Here is an 18,226-nt window from a genome sequence, read left to right as displayed (position 1 = left end):
GTCGCTGAACCCTTTGGTTCTGTCTGCCCACCAGGAAGACGTGACATGACCCCATGGACGGAATGATTAAAGGCGCTATCAGTTCCATGCCACCTGTTTTGCTTCCACGCAAGCGCCGAATGGCGCACGATACAACGCCGCACGGCCATTGCGTGCGCACTTATCAAAGCGCCGTTATGCTGCTAAACGACAGCCACCTGAAAACGCTTCACACAAGCAAACCTGCCGGACGTAAGAAAATGACGATCAAGCCTGACGCTGCCGCCGCATTTGCCAATCACATGCCGGATGTCGTGGCGATCCGTCACCACCTTCATCGCAACCCCGAGATTGGACTTTCGGAGTTCAAGACGTCCGATTTCGTTGCAGCCCAGCTGGAGGCGATGGGTTACGATGTCACGCGTGGCTTGGCCGGCACCGGTGTTGTGGCGACTTTGCGCAACGGCAGCAGCGAAAGATCGATCGGCATCCGCGCCGATATCGATGCCTTGCCCATTCACGAGGAAACCGGGGCAGAATATGCCAGCGAAAACCCGGGTGTCATGCATGCCTGTGGCCATGATGGTCACACGGCCATGCTGTTGGGTGCGGCCAAGATCATCGCGGAGCGCCGTCATTTCGACGGGACGATTCACCTGATTTTCCAGCCCGCCGAGGAGAATTTCGGCGGTGCGCGCATCATGATCGAAGACGGGCTGTTCGAGCGTTTTCCCTGTGATGCCGTATTTGCGCTTCACAACGAACCCAGCCTTCCCTTCGGCCATTTCGTGCTGCGCGATGGGCCGATCATGGCGGCGGTGGATGAGTGCAAGATCACCATCCATGGTCATGGCGGGCACGGAGCGGAACCACAAACCGCGCTCGACCCGATCGTTGCAGGGGCAAGCATCATCATGGCGCTGCAGACCATCGTGTCGCGCAACATTCACCCTCTTACTCCGACCGTGGTGACGGTGGGTGCTTTTCATGCGGGTGTGGCGAGCAACGTTATTCCCGAGACGGCAGAAATGCTGCTGACGATCCGCTCTTTCGACGCGGACGCAAGAGACGAACTCGAAAAGCGTATTCGCATGATCGCCGAGGGTCAGGCGGCGAGTTATGGCATGAGCGTAACGCTGGATTATCAGCGCGGCTATAACCCGACCGTCAATCACAAGGCGGAAACGGACTATATCATGGGTCTGGCAACACGATTTGCCGGTGCGGAAAAAGTAAGTGAAATGCCTCGCCCGACGATGGGCGCAGAGGATTTTGCCTATATGCTGGAGAAGCGCCCAGGAGCGTACTTCTTTCTTGGCACCCAGCGCACGGAAAACGACCCGTCGCTTCATCACCCGAAATTCGATTTCAACGATGAGATTTTGCCCATCGGCACAGCGTTTTGGGTGGAGCTTGCAGAAGATTACCTGAAGGTCGCGTGACCTGTCAGACCTGTGGGATGGTCAAGGCAACAGTCCGAAGATCACTGCGCCGACGAATGCGAAGCACAGGGTAACCATGACTGTGTGGAGCGCGATCTGCCAGCTCTTCGGGGCAGCAGAAGATGGTGCAAAATCTCTGATTTTTCCGGCTTTGGAATAAGACATCGAACCCTCCCTTGTTGACACGTCAACCGGTAAACCGGCTGTTTGGCTATAAGTCTCAGAGTATCGCTATTTTCTGGTCATTCTGGAGAGAGGATTTTCCATAAGTTGCCGAAATCGGAGAAAATACTGATCGCCACTTGCCTCCCAACAGGCACCGATCTACCGATTTGTTAACGTTCAACGCGCGGCGACCTTTCCGGTTCAACACAAAATTAACGGCGACACGATTTGGCAGATACAGACGTCTTGATCATCGGTGCAGGTGTCATCGGTATAGCCGTGGCCCGGGAACTGGCGATGACAGGCCTATCCGTCATTGTTCTGGAAAAGGAAGGTGAGTTCGGCACCCATACCTCGTCTCGCAACAGCGAGGTCATCCATGCCGGTCTCTACTATCTGAAGGGAAGTCTGAAAGCGCAACTGTGTGTCGAGGGCAGACGACAGCTTTACGATTTCTGCGAAACGCACGGTGTCGGTCACCGCCGCTGCGGCAAGCTTATTGTTGCCGCCACCGATAATGAAATCACGCTTCTGGAAGACCTGAAACGACGCGGCATGGAGAGCGGCTGCGAAGACCTTGTGATGATCGACGGGCAAGCGGCACGGACCATCGAGCCTGCGCTTTCCTGCAAAGCGGCGCTGTGTTCTCCGTCCACCGGCATCATCGACAGCCATGCCTACATGCTGGCGCTTCTAGGGGACGCCGAGGACGCAGGTGCCGTGATCGCTTATCATGCTCCGTTTCTACGGGCAGACAGGGACGTTAGCGGCTTTAAGGTTTTCGTTGGCGGTGCCGAGCCCATGCAACTGAGCTGCGGTTTTCTGATCAATGCGGCGGGCCTTTACGCGCCAGCGGTCGCAAGGGGCATTGAGGCTCTTTCGGTGGACCATGTACCGGTTGCCCGCTTTGCCAAGGGTTCCTATTTCGCGCTAGCGGGAAAATCACCGTTTTCACGGCTGATCTATCCGGCACCCCATAGCCATGGCCTTGGCGTTCACCTGACGCTCGACCTCGGTGGTCAGGCACGGTTCGGCCCTGACGTGCAATGGGTCGATGAGATCGACTATGCCGTCGATCCGGGTCGCTCCAAAGGATTCAATGCGGCCATTCGGCAATACTGGCCCGATATGCCAGACAACGCGCTTTCGCCAGCCTATTCCGGCATTCGTCCGAAAATTTCAGGCCCTGATGATCCTGCGATGGATTTTCGCATCGATGGTCCCGAGGTCCATGGCATCAACGGGCTCGTCAATCTTTTCGGCATCGAAAGCCCGGGACTGACGGCATCGATGGCGATTGCGCAAGAGGTGTCTCGCCGTCTCGCCAAATCTTAAAAACGTGACAGTGCCGATGCCATGACGCCGGGATCGACGTTTCCGCCAGAAGCGATGGCGATGATCGTGTCCGTTTCAAATTCCTCGCCATGAAACAGGGCGGCGGCCAGTGCTACCGCACCACCTGGCTCGACAACGACTTTCAGCCGCAGGAATGCCAACACCATGGCGCGCAGGGCTTCATCTTCCGACACCACGATGCCTTTGCCGCATCGGTTCATCATGATCGGGAATGTGATATTGCCCGGCTGCGGCGTGATGATCGCATCGCATATCGAGCCAGCCAAAGCCTCGTTGCGCTCGATCTTGCCAGATGCCAGCGAGCGGGCGACATCATCGAATTTCTCCGGTTCGCAGGTTCTGACGGTGTAACCAGGTGCATTGGCCTGCAACGCAAGCGCCACACCCGAGGTAAGGCCACCGCCGCCGCAGGGAACGAGAACGTCGGCAGTGGTGATGCCCAGTTCCAGTCCCTGCTCGGCAATTTCCAGCCCCACCGTTCCCTGACCCGCGATGACCAATGGTTCATCGAAGGGCCGGATCAATGTCAGGCCGCGTTCCTGCGAAAGCATAGCGCCGATGGCGTCCCTGTCGTCATTGGCGCGGTCGAACAAAACGACTTCGGCACCATAGGCTTTGGTGTTTTCGATTTTTATCGCTGGCGCGTCCTGGGGCATGATGATGACGGAGGGCACGCCGTGCAGCGCTGCGGCCAGCGCCACGCCCTGCGCGTGATTGCCCGAGGAAAATGCGATGACGCCGCGCTTGCGAACATCCGGCTCAAGTGCTGATACGGCTGACCAGCCGCCACGAAACTTGAACGAACCGGTCCTTTGCAGGCATTCCGCCTTCACGAAAATCCTGCGTCCGGCAATCTCGTCCAGAAAAGGTGACGACAGCAAAGGCGTACGGATGGCTTCAGTCCCGATACGCTTGCGCGCGGCCTCGATCATCGTAATATCTGTCATGCTGTTCCTGTTTTCCCGACGCAGTTGATCGCACAGCATAGTCGGAAACAATTCCGGTAAAAAAGACAAAAAATCCCCGGGGCGGTGCCGGGGATCTGTTTTTTTTGAAAGAGCGGCTTATGCCAGCGTGTAAGCTGTTTTTACTGTGGTGAAGAATTCGCTTGCATATTTGCCCTGCTCGCGAGGACCGAAGGACGATGCCTTTCGACCGCCGAATGGCACATGGAAATCGACGCCGGCTGTGGGCAGGTTGACCATGACCATACCGGCTTCGGCATTGCGCTTGAAATGGGTCGCATGTTTCAGGCTGGTGGTGGCGATGCCGGACGACAGGCCAAACGGCGTGTCATTGGCAGCAGCCAAAGCCTCATCATAGTCCTTGACCCGAATGACGGCGACCACAGGTCCGAAGATTTCTTCCTGCGAAATGCGCATGCTGTTGGTGGCTTCGGTAAACAGGGCAGGCTGGAGGAAGAAACCGGGTGTTTCGCGCTTGATGACCTCACCGCCGAAGGCGAGCTTTGCACCTTCCTTCTTGCCGATCTCGATGTAATCGGTGTCCTGCTTCAGCTGCTTTTCATCAACGACCGGGCCGACATGGGTTTCCTTGTCCATGGCATGACCGACATTGATTTTGGAAAGACGTTCGGTCAGTGCTGCCACGAACTTGTCGTGGATGCCTTCGGTCACGATGAGGCGTGAGGATGCCGTGCAACGCTGTCCGGTGGAGTAGAAACCCGAATTGGCGGCTGCTTCTACCGCGACGCTGAGATCGGCGTCATCGAGAACCACGAAAGGGTTTTTGCCGCCCATTTCCAGCTGGAATTTGCGGTTGAACGGCAGTGAAGAGGCTGCAACGCGCTGTCCGGTGCCGGTGGAGCCCGTGAAGGTGATGCCGGACAGATGCGGGCTGTCGAGCATGGCTTGGCCGACGACTGAGCCGCGGCCCATGACGAGATTCAAGACACCCTTCGGCAGACCAGCGCGGTGCAGAATATCGACAATCGCCCATGCGCAACCCGGTACCAGATCGGCAGGCTTGAAGACGATCGTGTTGCCGTAGCAGAGCGCGGGTGCAATTTTCCAGGCTGGAATGGCAATCGGGAAGTTCCAGGGCGTGATGATGCCGATGACGCCAAGCGGCTCGCGGGTAACTTCGACGCCGATATTCGGGCGGGCCGATGGAATGACTTCGCCAGCGAGGCGCAGCGCTTCACCTGCGAAGAAATCGAAGATTTGTGCCGCGCGGATGGTTTCGCCAATGCCTTCGGCCAGAACCTTGCCCTCTTCACGGGCCAGAAGCGCGCCGAGCTCTTCCTTGCGGGCGAGGATTTCGTCTGCGGTCTTTTTCAGGATTGCGTGGCGTTCCAGAATGCCGGACCGCGACCATGCCGGAAAGGCTGCCTTGGCGGCAGCAATGGCTTGCTTTGCTTCTTCGGCTCCCGCTTGCGCGTAAAGGCCAACAACCTCGTTGGTGTCGGATGGATTGATGTTTGCCGACGTGTCGGCTCCGATCCACTCGCCATTGATCAGGTTCTGATGGATGGTCATGAACATACTCCCTTTGACGCTGAAGCGGCCGGTTCCCGCGCCACGTCGCGTTATGAAACGACCTTGAGCTCGTTGTGAAACGATCTTGAGGTCATTGATGATGATACGGCACCGGGCGGTGCTGTGAAGCTGGTGGCGACCTTATAATATGCCTTAACGAAAGTCACCATACGACAGGGTTGGCAAGTGTTGATTCGCGAATGATTTCGGCTGATCTAACGCGTCTGCTTGTTCAGTTTTTCCAGATAGAGCAGAATTCCACTGTGATCGATATCTGCCCCACCGTCGCCGACGAAATCAGCGAATTCCTGAGTGATCTGCTCTGTTAGTGGAAGGGTAAGCGACAGGTCTTGTGCCGTCGCCAGAACGCCATTCAAGTCTTTCAACTGGAATTTGGACGGCCCGCCAGGCACAAAATCGCGTTTCACCATGCGCTCTCCATGCAGTTCCAGGATCCGGCTTTCGGCAAAACCGCCACGGATGGCGTTTCGAAAACCTTCGCGCGATGCGCCACCGGCCTCTACCAGCATCATCGCCTCGGCGACAGCGCCGATCGTGATGGCAACGATCTGCTGATTGGCCAGCTTGCACAATTGCCCGGCACCGGATGGGCCGACATAGGTCAACCTGCCCATGGCAGCAAAGACATCCGAAAGGTTTGAGATCACGGCTTCATCACCGCCAGCCATGATGGCAAGGGTGCCTGCCGTCGCGCCGACGACGCCCCCGGAAACCGGTGCATCGATGTGATGGATGCCAAATTCCTTGAGTTTCCCGGCATGTTCGCGCGCAATGGGTGGCGCAATCGAACTGCAGTCGATGACGATTGAGCCTTTCGCGAGCACACCTGCCACGCCAGCATCGAAAAGCACATCTTGGACCGCATTGCCATCGCTCAACATGGTCATGACGATATCGGCGCCGTTTGCCGCCTCTGCCGGTGAAGCGGCCAGCACGGCGCCATCGGCTACCAGCGCTTGCGCTTTCTCGGCGCTACGGTTCCAGACCCGAACGCCAAATCCGGTCTTCAGCAGATTGCGCGCCATCGGCCCGCCCATCAATCCCGTGCCGATAAAGGCGATGACGCGGCTTTTAGAATTGTGCATGTCGGTTTCCTCCCGTTCCATCAATGTGCATGTTGATGCAATTGCAGAAAGCGCGTTTGGGCCGAGAAACGTTCCCAATCATAAAAATACCCGGCAGCCGCAAAGCTACCGGATATTTTTTCATTTTTTCTCGGTGCGGTTCAAGCCACTGCCGTCTTGTTCTGCCTGTTTTCGATGAGGTCATCGACCACGGCGGGATCAGCCAGCGTTGACGTATCGCCCAGCGCGCCAAAATCATCCTCGGCGATCTTGCGCAGGATGCGGCGCATGATCTTGCCCGAGCGGGTCTTGGGCAGGCCCGGCGAGAACTGGATCTTGTCGGGCGTGGCGACGGGGCCGATTTCGTTGCGGACATGCTTGACCAGTTCGGCGCGTAGGGCATCGTCCCCGGTCTGTCCCGCCATCAGCGTGACATAGCAATAGATGCCCTGTCCCTTGATGGAATGCGGGTAGCCGACGACGGCAGCTTCCGAGACGAGATTGTGCGAGACGAGCGCCGATTCCACTTCCGCAGTTCCCAGACGATGGCCGGACACATTAAGCACGTCATCGACGCGACCGGTAATCCAGTAATAGCCATCCTCATCGCGGCGGCAGCCATCGCCGGTGAAGTATTTGCCCTTGTAGGTCGAGAAGTAGGTTTCAATAAAGCGCTTGTGATCGCCATAGACGGTGCGCGATTGTCCCGGCCAGCTATCGGCAATGCAGAGGTTGCCGTCTGCTGCGCCTTCCAGCACCTTGCCCTCGGCATCGACCAGCTGTGGCTGAACGCCGAAGAAAGGCCGCGTGGCCGAGCCTGGCTTGAGGTCGGTCGCGCCCGGAAGCGGCGTAATCAGAATGCCGCCGGTTTCCGTCTGCCACCAGGTGTCAACGATCGGGCTCTTATCCTCACCCACCACGTGGTAATACCATTCCCATGCTTCCGGATTGATCGGCTCACCCACGGTGCCGAGCAGCCGCAGGCTGGAGCGCGAGGAGCGCTTGACGAAGTCATTGCCGGCACCCATCAGCGAACGAAGTGCCGTCGGGGCCGTGTAGAAGATGTTGACCTGATGCTTGTCGATGACCTCCCAGAAGCGTCCCTGATCAGGGAAGTTGGGGACGCCTTCGAACATGACGGTGGTGGCGCAATTGGCGAGTGGCCCATAGACGATATAGGAGTGGCCCGTCACCCAGCCGACATCGGCGGTGCACCAGTAGATATCGCCATCGTGATAATCGAAGACATATTCATGGGTCATCGACACATAGACGAGATAACCACCCGTCGTGTGCAGCACCCCCTTCGGTTTGCCGGTGGACCCTGAGGTGTAGAGAATGAACAGCGGGTCTTCCGCCTTCATCTTGGCCGGTTCGCAATGGGGTTTAACGGATGCGATTTCCTGATGGTACCAGAGGTCGCGGCCCGGTGCCCAAGTGGTCTTGCCGCCGGTGCGGCGCACCACCAGCACCTTGTCCACCCTCACATGCTGTCTGGCGGCAATGTCGATGGCCTTGTCGGTGTTGTCCTTGAGCGGAATGGGCTTGCCGCCCCGCACGCCTTCATCGCAAGTGATGACGAATGTTGACTCGCAGTCAACGATACGGCCTGCCAGCGCATCGGGCGAGAAGCCACCAAACACAACGGAGTGCACCGCACCGATGCGGGCGCAGGCGAGCATCGCATAGGTGGCCTCGGGGATCATCGGCATGTAGATGGTGACACGGTCGCCCTTTTTGACGCCGTGTTTCTTCATCACATTGGCGAGACGACACACCGCATCGTAAAGCTGGTTATAGGTGATCTTCTTGTCGATATAGGGATTGTCGCCTTCCCAGATGATCGCGGTGCGCTCGCCATGGGTCTTCAGGTGGCGGTCGATGCAATTGTACGAAACATTCGTCAGCCCGTCCTCGAACCACTTGATCGGTACTTTGCCCTTGAAAGAGGTGTTCTTGACCTTGGTGTAGGGCTTGAACCAATCTATCCGCTTGCCATGCTTGCCCCAGAACTTTTCAGGGTCCTCAACGCTCTGCTCGTACCATTTCAGATAACGGTCATTATCGATCAACGTGTGCTTTGTAGCAGATTTTAGGACCGGGTAGACTTTGGCAGACATGAATTCCTCCTCAGGCCGATTCGTCTTGTAATGACCGGAAACTCCATTTTTCAGTCATGTGCCAGATTCATAGCAGTTCGGTGACATCCGGCAATTAGACAAAGGTCATTTGTTGCGCAAAGAATTGCAATTCTGATGCAATCCGGTTATAGAGCGCTAATATCCCGGAAATTAGTGGTTAACATCCACGTCCCGCGCCACCGGAGCGGACGGACAGAAGGACTGTATCTATGGCTCAAACATTGCTCATGCCGAAAGCGACGGCCGTCTGGCTGGTGGATAATACCGCATTGTCGTTCGAGCAGATCGCGACATTTTGCAAACTGCATCCACTGGAAGTCAAGGCTATCGCCGACGGCGAAGCGGCGCAGGGAATCAAGGGTCTCGACCCTATCTCGACCGGACAGCTGTCCCGTGACGAAATCGAGCGTGCGGTTGCCAATCCTAACCACAAGATCAAGCTTTCCGAGCCAAAGGTTCGTGTACCGGAATCGAAGCGTCGTGGACCGCGCTACACGCCTGTTTCGAAGCGTCAGGATCGCCCGAACGCCATTTTGTGGCTGGTGCGCAACCATGCCGAATTGAAGGACGCGCAGATTTCGCGTCTCGTCGGCACTACGAAGTCCACCATCGAACAGATTCGCGACCGTTCGCACTGGAATTCGGCCAACCTGACACCGATGGACCCGGTGACACTTGGCCTGTGCAGCCAGATCGATCTCGATCTTGAAGTTGAACGCGCATCGCGTGGCCGTCCCCTTCCAACGCAGGAAGAACTGGACGCGACGTTGCAGCCTGCTGCAGCTACGGAAGTTCTTGGCTACAAGTATGAGCGCGAAGAAGAAAAAGCAATCGACGCCAATGCCGTTTTCGCCAAGCTCAGCTCGCTCAAGTCTACCCGCAAGGATGACGACGAAGACGATAATTTCTGATTTCAGTTTTCAGTCAGCATACGAAAAAGCCCCGGCATCGACCGGGGCTTTTTGTTGAGCGGGTAGGATCTCTTCCTTAGCACGTCTTCATCCCGTCAGGGCTGACTTTGCAGGCATTGACAGTACCGGAGCACCGGTTTTCTCATCGTCGTTCAGCAGGCCGCTGGCTCGCAACAGCGACGAGAAGCGACCGCCGCGCATGCTCAGCTCATCGAAGGTGCCTTTTTCAACGATCCGGCCATTGTCCATGAACAGGACCTGGTCGGCGTCGCGCACGGTCGACAGGCGGTGGGCGATGATGAAGGTCGTTCTGTCCTTGCGAAGCGCATCGACAGCGTCCTTCACGCGCGCCTCGGTTTCGACATCGAGCGCACTGGTCGCTTCGTCGAGAACGAGGATCGGCGCGTTTTTCAACACAGCGCGCGCAATGGCGATGCGCTGGCGCTCGCCGCCGGAAAGACGGTTGCCGCGTTCGCCGACCTGCGTCATGTAGCCGGTGTTTCTGCTGTCGATAAAGTCGGTCGCAGCGGCTGCAGCTGCGGCCTGGACGATCTCGTCATCGGTGGCACTATCGCGACCAAGGCGGATGTTATCGCGGATCGACCGGTTGAGAAGGCCCGCATCCTGGAAAACCGTGGCAATGGAGTGCCGCAGCGACTGCCGCGTTACCGTCGAAATGTCGGTTCCGTCCACAAGGATCTGGCCACCATTGGGATCGTAGACCCGCTGCAACAGGTTGATGAGGGTCGTCTTGCCTGCACCGGTCGGTCCGACGATTGCAATGGTTTCTCCGGCGTTGGCGGTAAACGACACGTCGTGAACGCCCTGCTTGGTGTTGGCAAAACCGAAATTGACGTTACGGAATTCCACCTTGCCCGAGACTTGGCCGAGTTCGATGGCGCCGCTTGGCTCCTCACGCTCCTGCACGGAATCTTCGAGCTTGAAGAAGTCTACGAGCTTGGCCCGTGCCTCGAAAATCTGGGTCGCGAAAGCGCGCACTTGGTCCAGGCGCCCGATCAGCAGGTTTGCAAAGCCGATGAAGGCGATGATGTCACCAACCCGCAACTCGCCGTTCTTCACCAGGATGGCACCGACGACGAGAATGATCATCATCGAAACCGAAGAGGCGGTCCGGTTCAATGCACTTGCAAATGCCCACCAGTCCAGAACCGGATATTGCGCGCTGAGAAGTCGCTCCGTAAATGACTTAAGCGCTTTTGTTTCAGCTTCGATGCGGTTGTAGCTGTGCAATACAGAAACGTTACTGATCGAATCGCTGACGTGGGCGAAAACCGTGTGGTAATGCTCTTCTACGGATGCCTGACCTTCTTTGGTGCGCTCCATCACCCATTTGCCGATGAACCAATAGACGATACCCAGTCCCATCAAAACAAAGCTGAGGCGCAGGTCCATGGAGATGGCAGTCGGGATGAGAAGAATCAGCGCAACAAATGTCGCAAGATGGGTTCGCATGAATTCCAGCCACAGGCCGAACAGTGTTTCACTTGCGCGCAGAAGCGTATGCAGCGCGTTGGATGTACCGCGCTGGTGGTGCCATGAGAGCGGCATGGAGATGATTCGGCCGAAGGCTTCCGTGAGCAAGGACGCACGGCGCCCATGTGCCAACCGGTCCGCCTCACGCGCTACAGCAACATAGGCGACCGTATTGAACAGGGCAAAAGCTCCCCAAAGGATGAGGATGTTGACTGGGATAGTGCCAGATGAAAGTCCATCGATGATGCGGCCGAACAGCACCGGCTCGGCAATCGTGATTGCAGCCAGAATGACGTTCGCGACGACGACGACGGTGACACGCAACTTGTTGTCGGCGAGGTAGCGCAGAGCGCGAGTGTAAACCTGAAACAGTGTCAATTGCCAAATCCCGTATTCATGTCAGTCTAGTAGCGCGATTGTTACGCTTGGAGCGTGGCGAGCCGACGAAACGGCGGCTTATGCCAGTTGGTCAGTATGTTATCGCTTTTTCCACATGAATGGCCGCTTAACGGTCATCGCTTAAACCTTTGGGTGCTGAAAAAATTAGTAAGAATGATGCAAGAGGTCTGCTTTCGGCGTGTCTCACAACAAAGCATGTTGCAAAATTTCGCGGTATGGTTTTAATAATTTAATTACATTATATGGCACAACTTGCCATTGGTGATATCGGCTTTGATCGGTCCTCGATTCGAGCATCGCGCTTCCGAAACCATCGATATCGTCTCATTTCCTTCCAGGGTATTCGTTTCAATGCACAATGTTTTTCAGTTTTTGACTCAGTGCAACGAGGCAAAAACAGAAGAGCGTTTTCTGTCGGCTTTTCATGATCTGACGTGTCGGCTCGGATTCGATTTTTATCGCGTGATTCGCCGTGATGCGGAAGATTTGACGTTTACAGGGACTGTGCTGGCGGAGCATTTGCCCGACGGCTGGAAGGAAGTCTATCACGCCAAAAAATATGGAAACAGCGATCCGGTTAAGCGGACGCTTGGCCTTTTGCATCAACCATTCCGTTGTCGTGATGTAGTGGCGATGCTGCCTCAAGCCACGCAACGCAAACGCGCCGCCAAGTTGTTTCAGGATGCCGCGCGGTATGGTCTGCGCGAAGGTTATGCCTTTCCGATCCACGGGCGTAGCGGCTTGCTGGGCGGCGTTTACATCTTTGGTGACGGGCGGATGCTTTCAACATCCGATCTGTTCATCATAGATACGGCCATGCGTGTCGCGTTCTGGCGGCTGCTGGAATTTACCGGTCAATCTGAAGCCGTTTTGTCCATCCCCGATATGTCCTCCACGCAGTTTACAAAGCGAGAGCTGGATGTGCTGACACTGCTCGCTCAAGGCAAGACGTCGCCGGAAATAGGCAAGAGCCTTTCGATTTCCAGCCACACCGTTGACTGGTACATAAACGGCATCCAACGCAAGCTTGACGCGAGAAATCGCCAGCATGTGGTGGCGCTTGCCCTACGCCACGGAATTATCTGCTAAAACCTTCTGCTCATCCAGACAGTCATCGACAAAAACGCCCTTTCCAACTGCCGCATTTACTGCTTAATTTCGCGGTGCAGCAAATACATTTGCCTGCGAGGTTTTGGGAGGCCGTGTTGAAGATATCGAAAATTCTTGTCGCCAATCGTTCAGAGATTGCGATCCGTGTATTCCGTGCTGCCAACGAGCTTGGCATAAAAACGGTCGCGATCTGGGCGGAGGAGGACAAGCTTTCGCTGCATCGCTTCAAGGCGGACGAGAGTTATCAGGTCGGTCGTGGCCCGCATCTGGCCAAGGATATGGGGCCGATCGAGAGCTATCTGTCGATCGAGGAGGTGATCCGCGTTGCCAAGCTTTCAGGCGCAGACGCCATTCACCCCGGTTACGGCCTCCTGTCGGAAAGCCCTGAATTCGTGGAGGCCTGCAACGAGGCCGGGCTGATCTTCATCGGACCCACTGCCGATACCATGCGCCGGCTGGGCAACAAGGTTGCTGCGCGCAATCTCGCCATTTCCGTTGGTGTGCCGGTTGTTCCGGCAACCGAACCGCTGCCGGATGATATGGCCGAGGTAGAGCGCATGGCCGAGGAGATCGGTTACCCCGTGATGCTGAAGGCATCCTGGGGCGGCGGCGGTCGCGGCATGCGCGCCATCCGTAAAAAGGAAGATCTTGCCCGCGAGGTGACGGAAGCCAAGCGCGAGGCAAAGGCTGCTTTCGGCAAGGATGAGGTCTATCTGGAAAAACTTCTGGAGCGCGCCCGCCACGTCGAGAGCCAAATCCTTGGCGATACACACGGCAATGTCGTGCATCTGTTTGAGCGTGACTGCTCCATCCAGCGTCGCAATCAAAAGGTGGTCGAACGCGCACCAGCGCCGTATCTTTCCGACGAACGCCGTCAGGAACTGGCGAATTATTCGCTGAAGATCGCAGGCGCCACCAATTATGTCGGTGCTGGCACGGTCGAGTATCTGATGGATGCCGATAGCGGCAAATTCTACTTCATCGAGGTCAATCCGCGTATTCAGGTCGAGCACACGGTGACCGAAGTCGTCACCGGCATCGATATCGTAAAAGCGCAGATCCATATTCTTGAAGGCGAGACCATCGGTACGCCGGAATCAGGCGTGCCTGCGCAAAAAGACATTCGCCTCAACGGCCATGCGCTTCAGTGCCGCATCACCACTGAGGACCCAGAGCATAATTTCATTCCCGATTACGGCCGCATCACCGCTTACCGTTCGGCGTCGGGTTTCGGCATTCGTCTGGATGGCGGCACGTCCTATTCGGGCGCGATCATCACGCGCTATTACGATCCGCTGCTGGTGAAGGTCACGGCCTGGGCGCCACAGCCGGACGAAGCCATCGCCCGCATGCATCGTGCGCTGCGCGAATTCCGTATTCGCGGCGTGGCAACCAACCTCACCTTTCTGGAAGCCATCATCAGCCATCCGAGCTTTGTCGAAAACACCTACACGACGCGCTTCATCGATTCGACGCCTGAACTGTTCGAGCAGGTCAAACGGCAGGACCGTGCGACCAAGCTTTTGACCTATCTGGCCGATGTGACCGTCAACGGACATCCCGAAACGAAGGGCCGCGTTCAACCTGCCGCCAACGCGCCTGTGCCGGTTGTTCCCTATATCGACAAACCGACACCTGACGGTACCAAGCAGCTTCTCGACAAGTTGGGGCCAAAGGGCTTTGCCGAATGGATGCGCAACGAAAAGCGCGTGCTGGTGACAGATACGACCATGCGCGATGGCCACCAGTCGTTGCTGGCAACCCGTGTCCGCACCCATGATATCGCTCGCGTTTCAAGCGCTTATGCCAAGGCGTTGCCGCAGCTCCTATCGCTGGAATGCTGGGGCGGTGCGACCTTCGATGTGTCGATGCGCTTCCTCACCGAAGACCCGTGGGAGCGCCTTGGGCTCATCCGCGAGGGTGCGCCAAACCTGCTGCTGCAGATGCTTCTGCGCGGTGCAAATGGCGTTGGCTACAAGAACTACCCCGACAATGTCGTCAAATATTTCGTCCGCCAGGCCGCAAAGGGCGGCGTCGATCTGTTCCGTGTTTTCGATTGCCTCAACTGGGTCGATAATATGCGCGTATCGATGGATGCGATTGCGGAAGAGAACAAGCTGTGCGAAGCCACGATCTGCTATACGGGCGATCTTCTGAATTCCGCTCGTCCGAAATACGACCTCAAATATTACACCAACCTTGCTGCTGAACTCGAAAAGGCTGGCGCGCATATCATAGCCGTCAAGGACATGGCCGGGCTGTTGAAGCCCGCCGCCGCCCGGGTCCTGTTCAAGGCCTTGCGTGAAGCGACCAGCCTGCCAATCCATTTCCACACCCATGATACATCCGGGATCTCGGCTGCCACGGTGCTGGCGGCGGTGGAAGCGGGCGTGGATGCGGTGGATGCGGCCATGGATGCGCTTTCGGGCAACACATCGCAGCCGTGTCTCGGTTCCATTGTGGAGGCGCTGAAGGGCACAGACCGCGACACCGGGCTTGATCCCGAATGGATCCGCCGCATCTCGTTTTATTGGGAAGCGGTGCGTGGCCAATATGCCGCCTTTGAGAGCGATCTCAAGGGACCGGCATCGGAAGTCTATCTGCACGAAATGCCGGGTGGCCAGTTCACCAACCTCAAGGAACAGGCCCGTTCGCTGGGTCTTGAAAGCCGCTGGCACGAGGTGGCGCAGACCTATGCGGACGTCAACCAGATGTTCGGCGATATCGTCAAGGTGACACCGTCTTCCAAGGTCGTCGGCGATATGGCGCTGATGATGGTCTCTCAGGACCTCACGGTCGCCGATGTCGAAAACCCCGAAAAGGAAGTCTCCTTCCCTGATTCGGTCGTTTCCATGCTGAAGGGCGATCTCGGCCAGTCGCCGGGCGGTTGGCCGCAGGCGTTGCAGAAAAAAGCGCTGAAGGGTGATCAGCCCTACACGGCTCGTCCCGGTTCGCTTCTTGACGATGCCGATCTCGATGCCGAGCGGAAAGAGATCGAAACCAAGCTGGAGCGTTCGGTCGATGACTTCGAGTTTGCCTCCTACCTGATGTATCCGAAGGTCTTTACCGACTTCGCCTTGGCATCGGAAACCTATGGTCCGGTTTCGGTTCTGCCGACACACGCCTATTTCTACGGCATGGAAGATGGCGAAGAATTGTTTGCGGATATCGAGCGTGGCAAGACGCTTGTGATCGTCAATCAGGCCTCATCCGGCATTGATGACAAGGGCATGGTGACGGTGTTCTTCGAGATCAACGGCCAACCGCGTCGCATCAAGGTGCCTGACCGTGCGCACGGCGCATCCGGTTCTGCCGTGCGCCGCAAGTCGGAACCCGGCAACGCTGCCCATGTCGGCGCACCGATGCCGGGCGTCATCTCGCGCGTCTTCATCAATCAGGGACAGGATGTGAAGGCTGGCGACGTGCTCGTGTCAATCGAAGCGATGAAGATGGAAACCGCTCTTCATGCGGAGCGTGATGGCAAGATGGCCGAAGTGCTCGTCAAACCCGGTGACCAGATCGATGCCAAGGATCTACTGATCGCTTACGGCGAGTGATGTGGAAAGCAGAGAAACGAAAAGCCCACCGAAAGGTGGGCTTTTTTATGCGGGGTGTTTTGATGCTCGTCTGTGCTTTCAGATCATCCGTTCTGCGTGAGCGGTGAAATCAGCACTTCGACGCGGCGGTTCTGAGCGCGGCCATCGGCTGTCGCGTTGGATGCAATCGGCTGGGATGGACCGAAGCCCATGGTGGAGATACGGCGCTGGTCGACACCGCCACGCTCACCGAGGTAGTTCGCGACCGATGCGGCGCGACGCTCCGAAAGGCCCTGGTTGTGGGCAAGGCTGCCGGTGGAATCGGTATGGCCGTTGATGTCGATATAGGTCTTGTTGAACTTGTTGAGAACGATCGCGACCGAATTCAGCGTCGGATAGAATGGCGGAATGACCTGATCCTGATCCGTCGCGAAGGTGACGTTGGATGGCATGTTGAGCACGATGCTGTCGCCACGACGGGTCACCGAGACGCCGGTACCCTGAAGCTGCTGGCGAAGCTCGGATTCCTGATTGTCCATGTAACCGCCGATGGCACCGCCAGCCAAAGCGCCGATACCGGCGCCGATCAAGGCATTGCGACCCTTGTTGCCGCCACCGATGGCCAGACCCCCGACAGCGCCTGCAAGAGCGCCGATGCCCGCGCCGCCCGCCATGTTTGAAACCTTCTGCTCACCTGTGTAGGGATCGGTGGTGGTGCAGGCGGAAAGGTAGGTTGCGGCAAGCGCAAGAACGACAAACTTCTTGATCATGAATTCCAGTGCTCCGTGAGTTCACGTGAGGTAAGACAGATGAATTTTGGCATTTTCACGGTCGAAACTTACTCCGCCGCGTCCTTTCGACCGAAACGTTTCTCGATGTAGTCAATGACCAATCCCTCGAAATCCCTGGCGATGTCAGGCCCGCGCAGGGTCAGCGCTTTTTCGCCGTCTATGAAGACGGGCGCGGCCGGATTTTCGCCGGTGCCGGGTAGAGAGATACCGATATCGGCATGCTTGCTTTCACCAGGGCCGTTGACGATGCAGCCCATGACGGCGACGTTCAGCGCTTCTACGCCTGGATATTTTTCGCGCCAGACCGGCATGTTCTTGCGAAGATCGTTCTGAATGTTCTGGGCCAGTTCCTGAAACACTGTTGACGTGGTGCGCCCGCAGCCGGGACAGGCCGCGACCACGGGAACGAACTGGCGGAAACCCATGACCTGCAGGATTTCCTGCGCGACCTGCACTTCACGGGTGCGGTCACCGTTCGGCTCCGGCGTCAGCGACACACGGATCGTATCGCCAATGCCGTGTTGCAGGACGTAACCCATGGCGGCAGAGGATGCGACGATGCCCTTCGAGCCCATGCCCGCTTCGGTGAGGCCAAGATGCAGCACATGGTCGGACCGTTCCGACAGCATGGAATAGACGGCGATCAGATCCTGCACCTGGCTGACTTTTGCCGACAGGATGATGCGGTTGCGTGGCAGGCCGATTTCTTCGGCAAGCTCAGCGGAAATCAAGGCGGACTGGACGATGGCTTCGCGCGTGACCTGACGGGCAGACAGCGGGAAGCCCTGATCCTTGTTCTTGTCCATCAAGGTGGTCAGCAATTCCTGATCCAGCGAGCCCCAGTTGACGCCAATGCGCACGGGCTTGTCATAGCGGATCGCCATTTCGACGATGTCGCCGAACTGCTTGTCTTTCTTGTCCTTGAAGCCGACATTGCCTGGATTGATTCGATATTTCGCCAGCGCTTCGGCGCAGGCAGGGTGATCTGCCAGCAACTTGTGGCCGATATAGTGGAAATCCCCCACCAGCGGTACATCAAGGCCAAGCCGCATCAGCCGGTCACGGATTTTCGGAACGGCGGCGGCGCTTTCATCGCGATCGACGGTGATGCGCACGATTTCAGAGCCAGCGCGAAAAAGGGCTGCGACCTGCTGCACGGTGGCGTCGATATCGGCGGTATCCGTGTTGGTCATGGATTGAACCACGACCGGCGCCCCGCCACCGACGATAACGCCACCGACATCGACAGCGACCGAGGACCGGCGCGGCTTGGGATCAAAATCGGCGTGTGACGTCATGGTGTTCTCGAACAATTGCGG

General features: G+C 57.3%; 13 protein-coding genes. 5 read left to right on the top strand and 8 right to left on the bottom strand.

Going from position 1 to position 18,226, the window contains the following annotated elements:
* The first annotated feature begins 281 nt into the window (after positions 1 to 281).
* Positions 282 to 1,421: a M20 aminoacylase family protein gene (locus tag ATO67_RS06655; RefSeq protein ID WP_103087997.1), complete on the top strand. Its 1,140-nt coding sequence runs from the start codon at positions 282 to 284 to the stop codon at positions 1,419 to 1,421.
* 21 nt (positions 1,422 to 1,442) lie between these two features.
* On the opposite strand, the gene ATO67_RS23255 is transcribed toward ATO67_RS06655, so the two are convergent.
* Positions 1,443 to 1,586: a hypothetical protein gene (locus tag ATO67_RS23255; RefSeq protein WP_170063869.1), complete on the bottom strand. Its 144-nt coding sequence runs from the start codon at positions 1,584 to 1,586 to the stop codon at positions 1,443 to 1,445.
* Between the two features lie 228 nt (positions 1,587 to 1,814).
* On the opposite strand from ATO67_RS23255, the gene ATO67_RS06650 reads away from it, so the two are divergent.
* A complete protein-coding gene (locus ATO67_RS06650; RefSeq protein ID WP_067645893.1) occupies positions 1,815 to 2,921 on the top strand; it encodes an NAD(P)/FAD-dependent oxidoreductase in 1,107 nt (368 codons plus the stop codon).
* Here ATO67_RS06650 and ATO67_RS06645 read toward each other — a convergent pair.
* The 4 genes from ATO67_RS06645 to acs all read right to left on the bottom strand — a co-directional run bounded on the left by ATO67_RS06645 (position 2,918) and on the right by acs (position 8,645).
* Positions 2,918 to 3,889, bottom strand: coding sequence for a threonine ammonia-lyase (locus ATO67_RS06645; protein WP_067645890.1), 972 nt, complete (start codon positions 3,887 to 3,889; stop codon positions 2,918 to 2,920). The genes ATO67_RS06650 and ATO67_RS06645 overlap by 4 nt on opposite strands.
* A 117-nt stretch (positions 3,890 to 4,006) precedes the next feature.
* Entirely contained in the window at positions 4,007 to 5,440 is a 1,434-nt protein-coding gene (locus ATO67_RS06640; RefSeq protein ID WP_067646234.1) for an aldehyde dehydrogenase family protein, read from the bottom strand.
* A gap of 215 nt (positions 5,441 to 5,655) precedes the next feature.
* Positions 5,656 to 6,546 (bottom strand): NAD(P)-dependent oxidoreductase, encoded by an 891-nt coding sequence (locus ATO67_RS06635; protein WP_067645888.1) that lies wholly within the window; start codon positions 6,544 to 6,546, stop codon positions 5,656 to 5,658.
* A 140-nt stretch (positions 6,547 to 6,686) separates the two neighbouring features.
* Positions 6,687 to 8,645, bottom strand: a complete 1,959-nt coding sequence (gene acs / locus ATO67_RS06630; RefSeq protein ID WP_067645886.1) for an acetate--CoA ligase — start codon at positions 8,643 to 8,645, stop codon at positions 6,687 to 6,689.
* A gap of 230 nt (positions 8,646 to 8,875) precedes the next feature.
* Here acs and ATO67_RS06625 point away from each other — a divergent pair, with 230 nt between their 5' ends.
* The gene (locus ATO67_RS06625; protein WP_067645884.1) at positions 8,876 to 9,577 is read left to right on the top strand and encodes a DUF1013 domain-containing protein; all 702 of its coding nucleotides are present in this window, start codon (positions 8,876 to 8,878) and stop codon (positions 9,575 to 9,577) included.
* Between the two features lie 87 nt (positions 9,578 to 9,664).
* Here ATO67_RS06625 and ATO67_RS06620 read toward each other — a convergent pair whose 3' ends face one another.
* Entirely contained in the window at positions 9,665 to 11,449 is a 1,785-nt protein-coding gene (locus ATO67_RS06620) for a glucan ABC transporter ATP-binding protein/ permease (RefSeq protein WP_082760184.1), read from the bottom strand.
* A 372-nt stretch (positions 11,450 to 11,821) separates the two neighbouring features.
* Between ATO67_RS06620 and ATO67_RS06615 the strand changes: the two genes are divergently transcribed.
* Together ATO67_RS06615 and pyc are read left to right on the top strand one after the other, a co-directional pair.
* A complete protein-coding gene (locus ATO67_RS06615) occupies positions 11,822 to 12,559 on the top strand; it encodes a helix-turn-helix transcriptional regulator (protein WP_106404919.1) in 738 nt (245 codons plus the stop codon).
* Positions 12,560 to 12,675: 116 nt separating this feature from the next.
* Positions 12,676 to 16,137 carry a pyruvate carboxylase gene (gene pyc / locus ATO67_RS06610; RefSeq protein ID WP_067645879.1) on the top strand — a complete coding sequence of 1,154 codons (3,462 nt, stop codon included), beginning with the start codon at positions 12,676 to 12,678 and terminating at the stop codon, positions 16,135 to 16,137.
* 83 nt (positions 16,138 to 16,220) lie between these two features.
* Here the strand turns inward: pyc and ATO67_RS06605 are convergent, their stop codons facing one another.
* Positions 16,221 to 16,886 (bottom strand): YiaD family glycine zipper/OmpA-like lipoprotein, encoded by a 666-nt coding sequence (locus tag ATO67_RS06605; RefSeq protein WP_067645877.1) that lies wholly within the window; start codon positions 16,884 to 16,886, stop codon positions 16,221 to 16,223.
* 68 nt (positions 16,887 to 16,954) lie between these two features.
* On the bottom strand, positions 16,955 to 18,205 hold the full coding sequence (gene ispG / locus ATO67_RS06600) for a flavodoxin-dependent (E)-4-hydroxy-3-methylbut-2-enyl-diphosphate synthase (protein WP_067645875.1): 1,251 nt from the start codon (positions 18,203 to 18,205) through the stop codon (positions 16,955 to 16,957).
* Positions 18,206 to 18,226: the final 21 nt, after the last annotated feature.

This window comes from Agrobacterium bohemicum (genome assembly GCF_001562555.1).
Classification (GTDB): Bacteria; Pseudomonadota; Alphaproteobacteria; order Rhizobiales; family Rhizobiaceae; genus Agrobacterium; species Agrobacterium bohemicum.
This window is presented reverse-complemented; position numbering and strand designations above follow the sequence as displayed.

Bases quoted from the DNA above. Each gene is read 5' to 3' on its own strand.
- ATO67_RS06625 (WP_067645884.1), top strand. From the start codon at position 8,876: ATGGCTCAAACATTGCTCATGCCGAAAGCGACGGCCGTCTGGCTGGTG.
- ATO67_RS06645 (WP_067645890.1), bottom strand. From the start codon at position 3,889: ATGACAGATATTACGATGATCGAGGCCGCGCGCAAGCGTATCGGGACT.
- ATO67_RS06605 (WP_067645877.1), bottom strand. From the start codon at position 16,886: ATGATCAAGAAGTTTGTCGTTCTTGCGCTTGCCGCAACCTACCTTTCC.
- ATO67_RS06655 (WP_103087997.1), top strand. From the start codon at position 282: ATGCCGGATGTCGTGGCGATCCGTCACCACCTTCATCGCAACCCCGAG.
- ATO67_RS23255 (WP_170063869.1), bottom strand. From the start codon at position 1,586: ATGTCTTATTCCAAAGCCGGAAAAATCAGAGATTTTGCACCATCTTCT.
- ATO67_RS06635 (WP_067645888.1), bottom strand. From the start codon at position 6,546: ATGCACAATTCTAAAAGCCGCGTCATCGCCTTTATCGGCACGGGATTG.
- ATO67_RS06640 (WP_067646234.1), bottom strand. From the start codon at position 5,440: ATGACCATCCATCAGAACCTGATCAATGGCGAGTGGATCGGAGCCGAC.
- acs (WP_067645886.1), bottom strand. From the start codon at position 8,645: ATGTCTGCCAAAGTCTACCCGGTCCTAAAATCTGCTACAAAGCACACG.
- ispG (WP_067645875.1), bottom strand. From the start codon at position 18,205: ATGACGTCACACGCCGATTTTGATCCCAAGCCGCGCCGGTCCTCGGTC.
- ATO67_RS06615 (WP_106404919.1), top strand. From the start codon at position 11,822: ATGCACAATGTTTTTCAGTTTTTGACTCAGTGCAACGAGGCAAAAACA.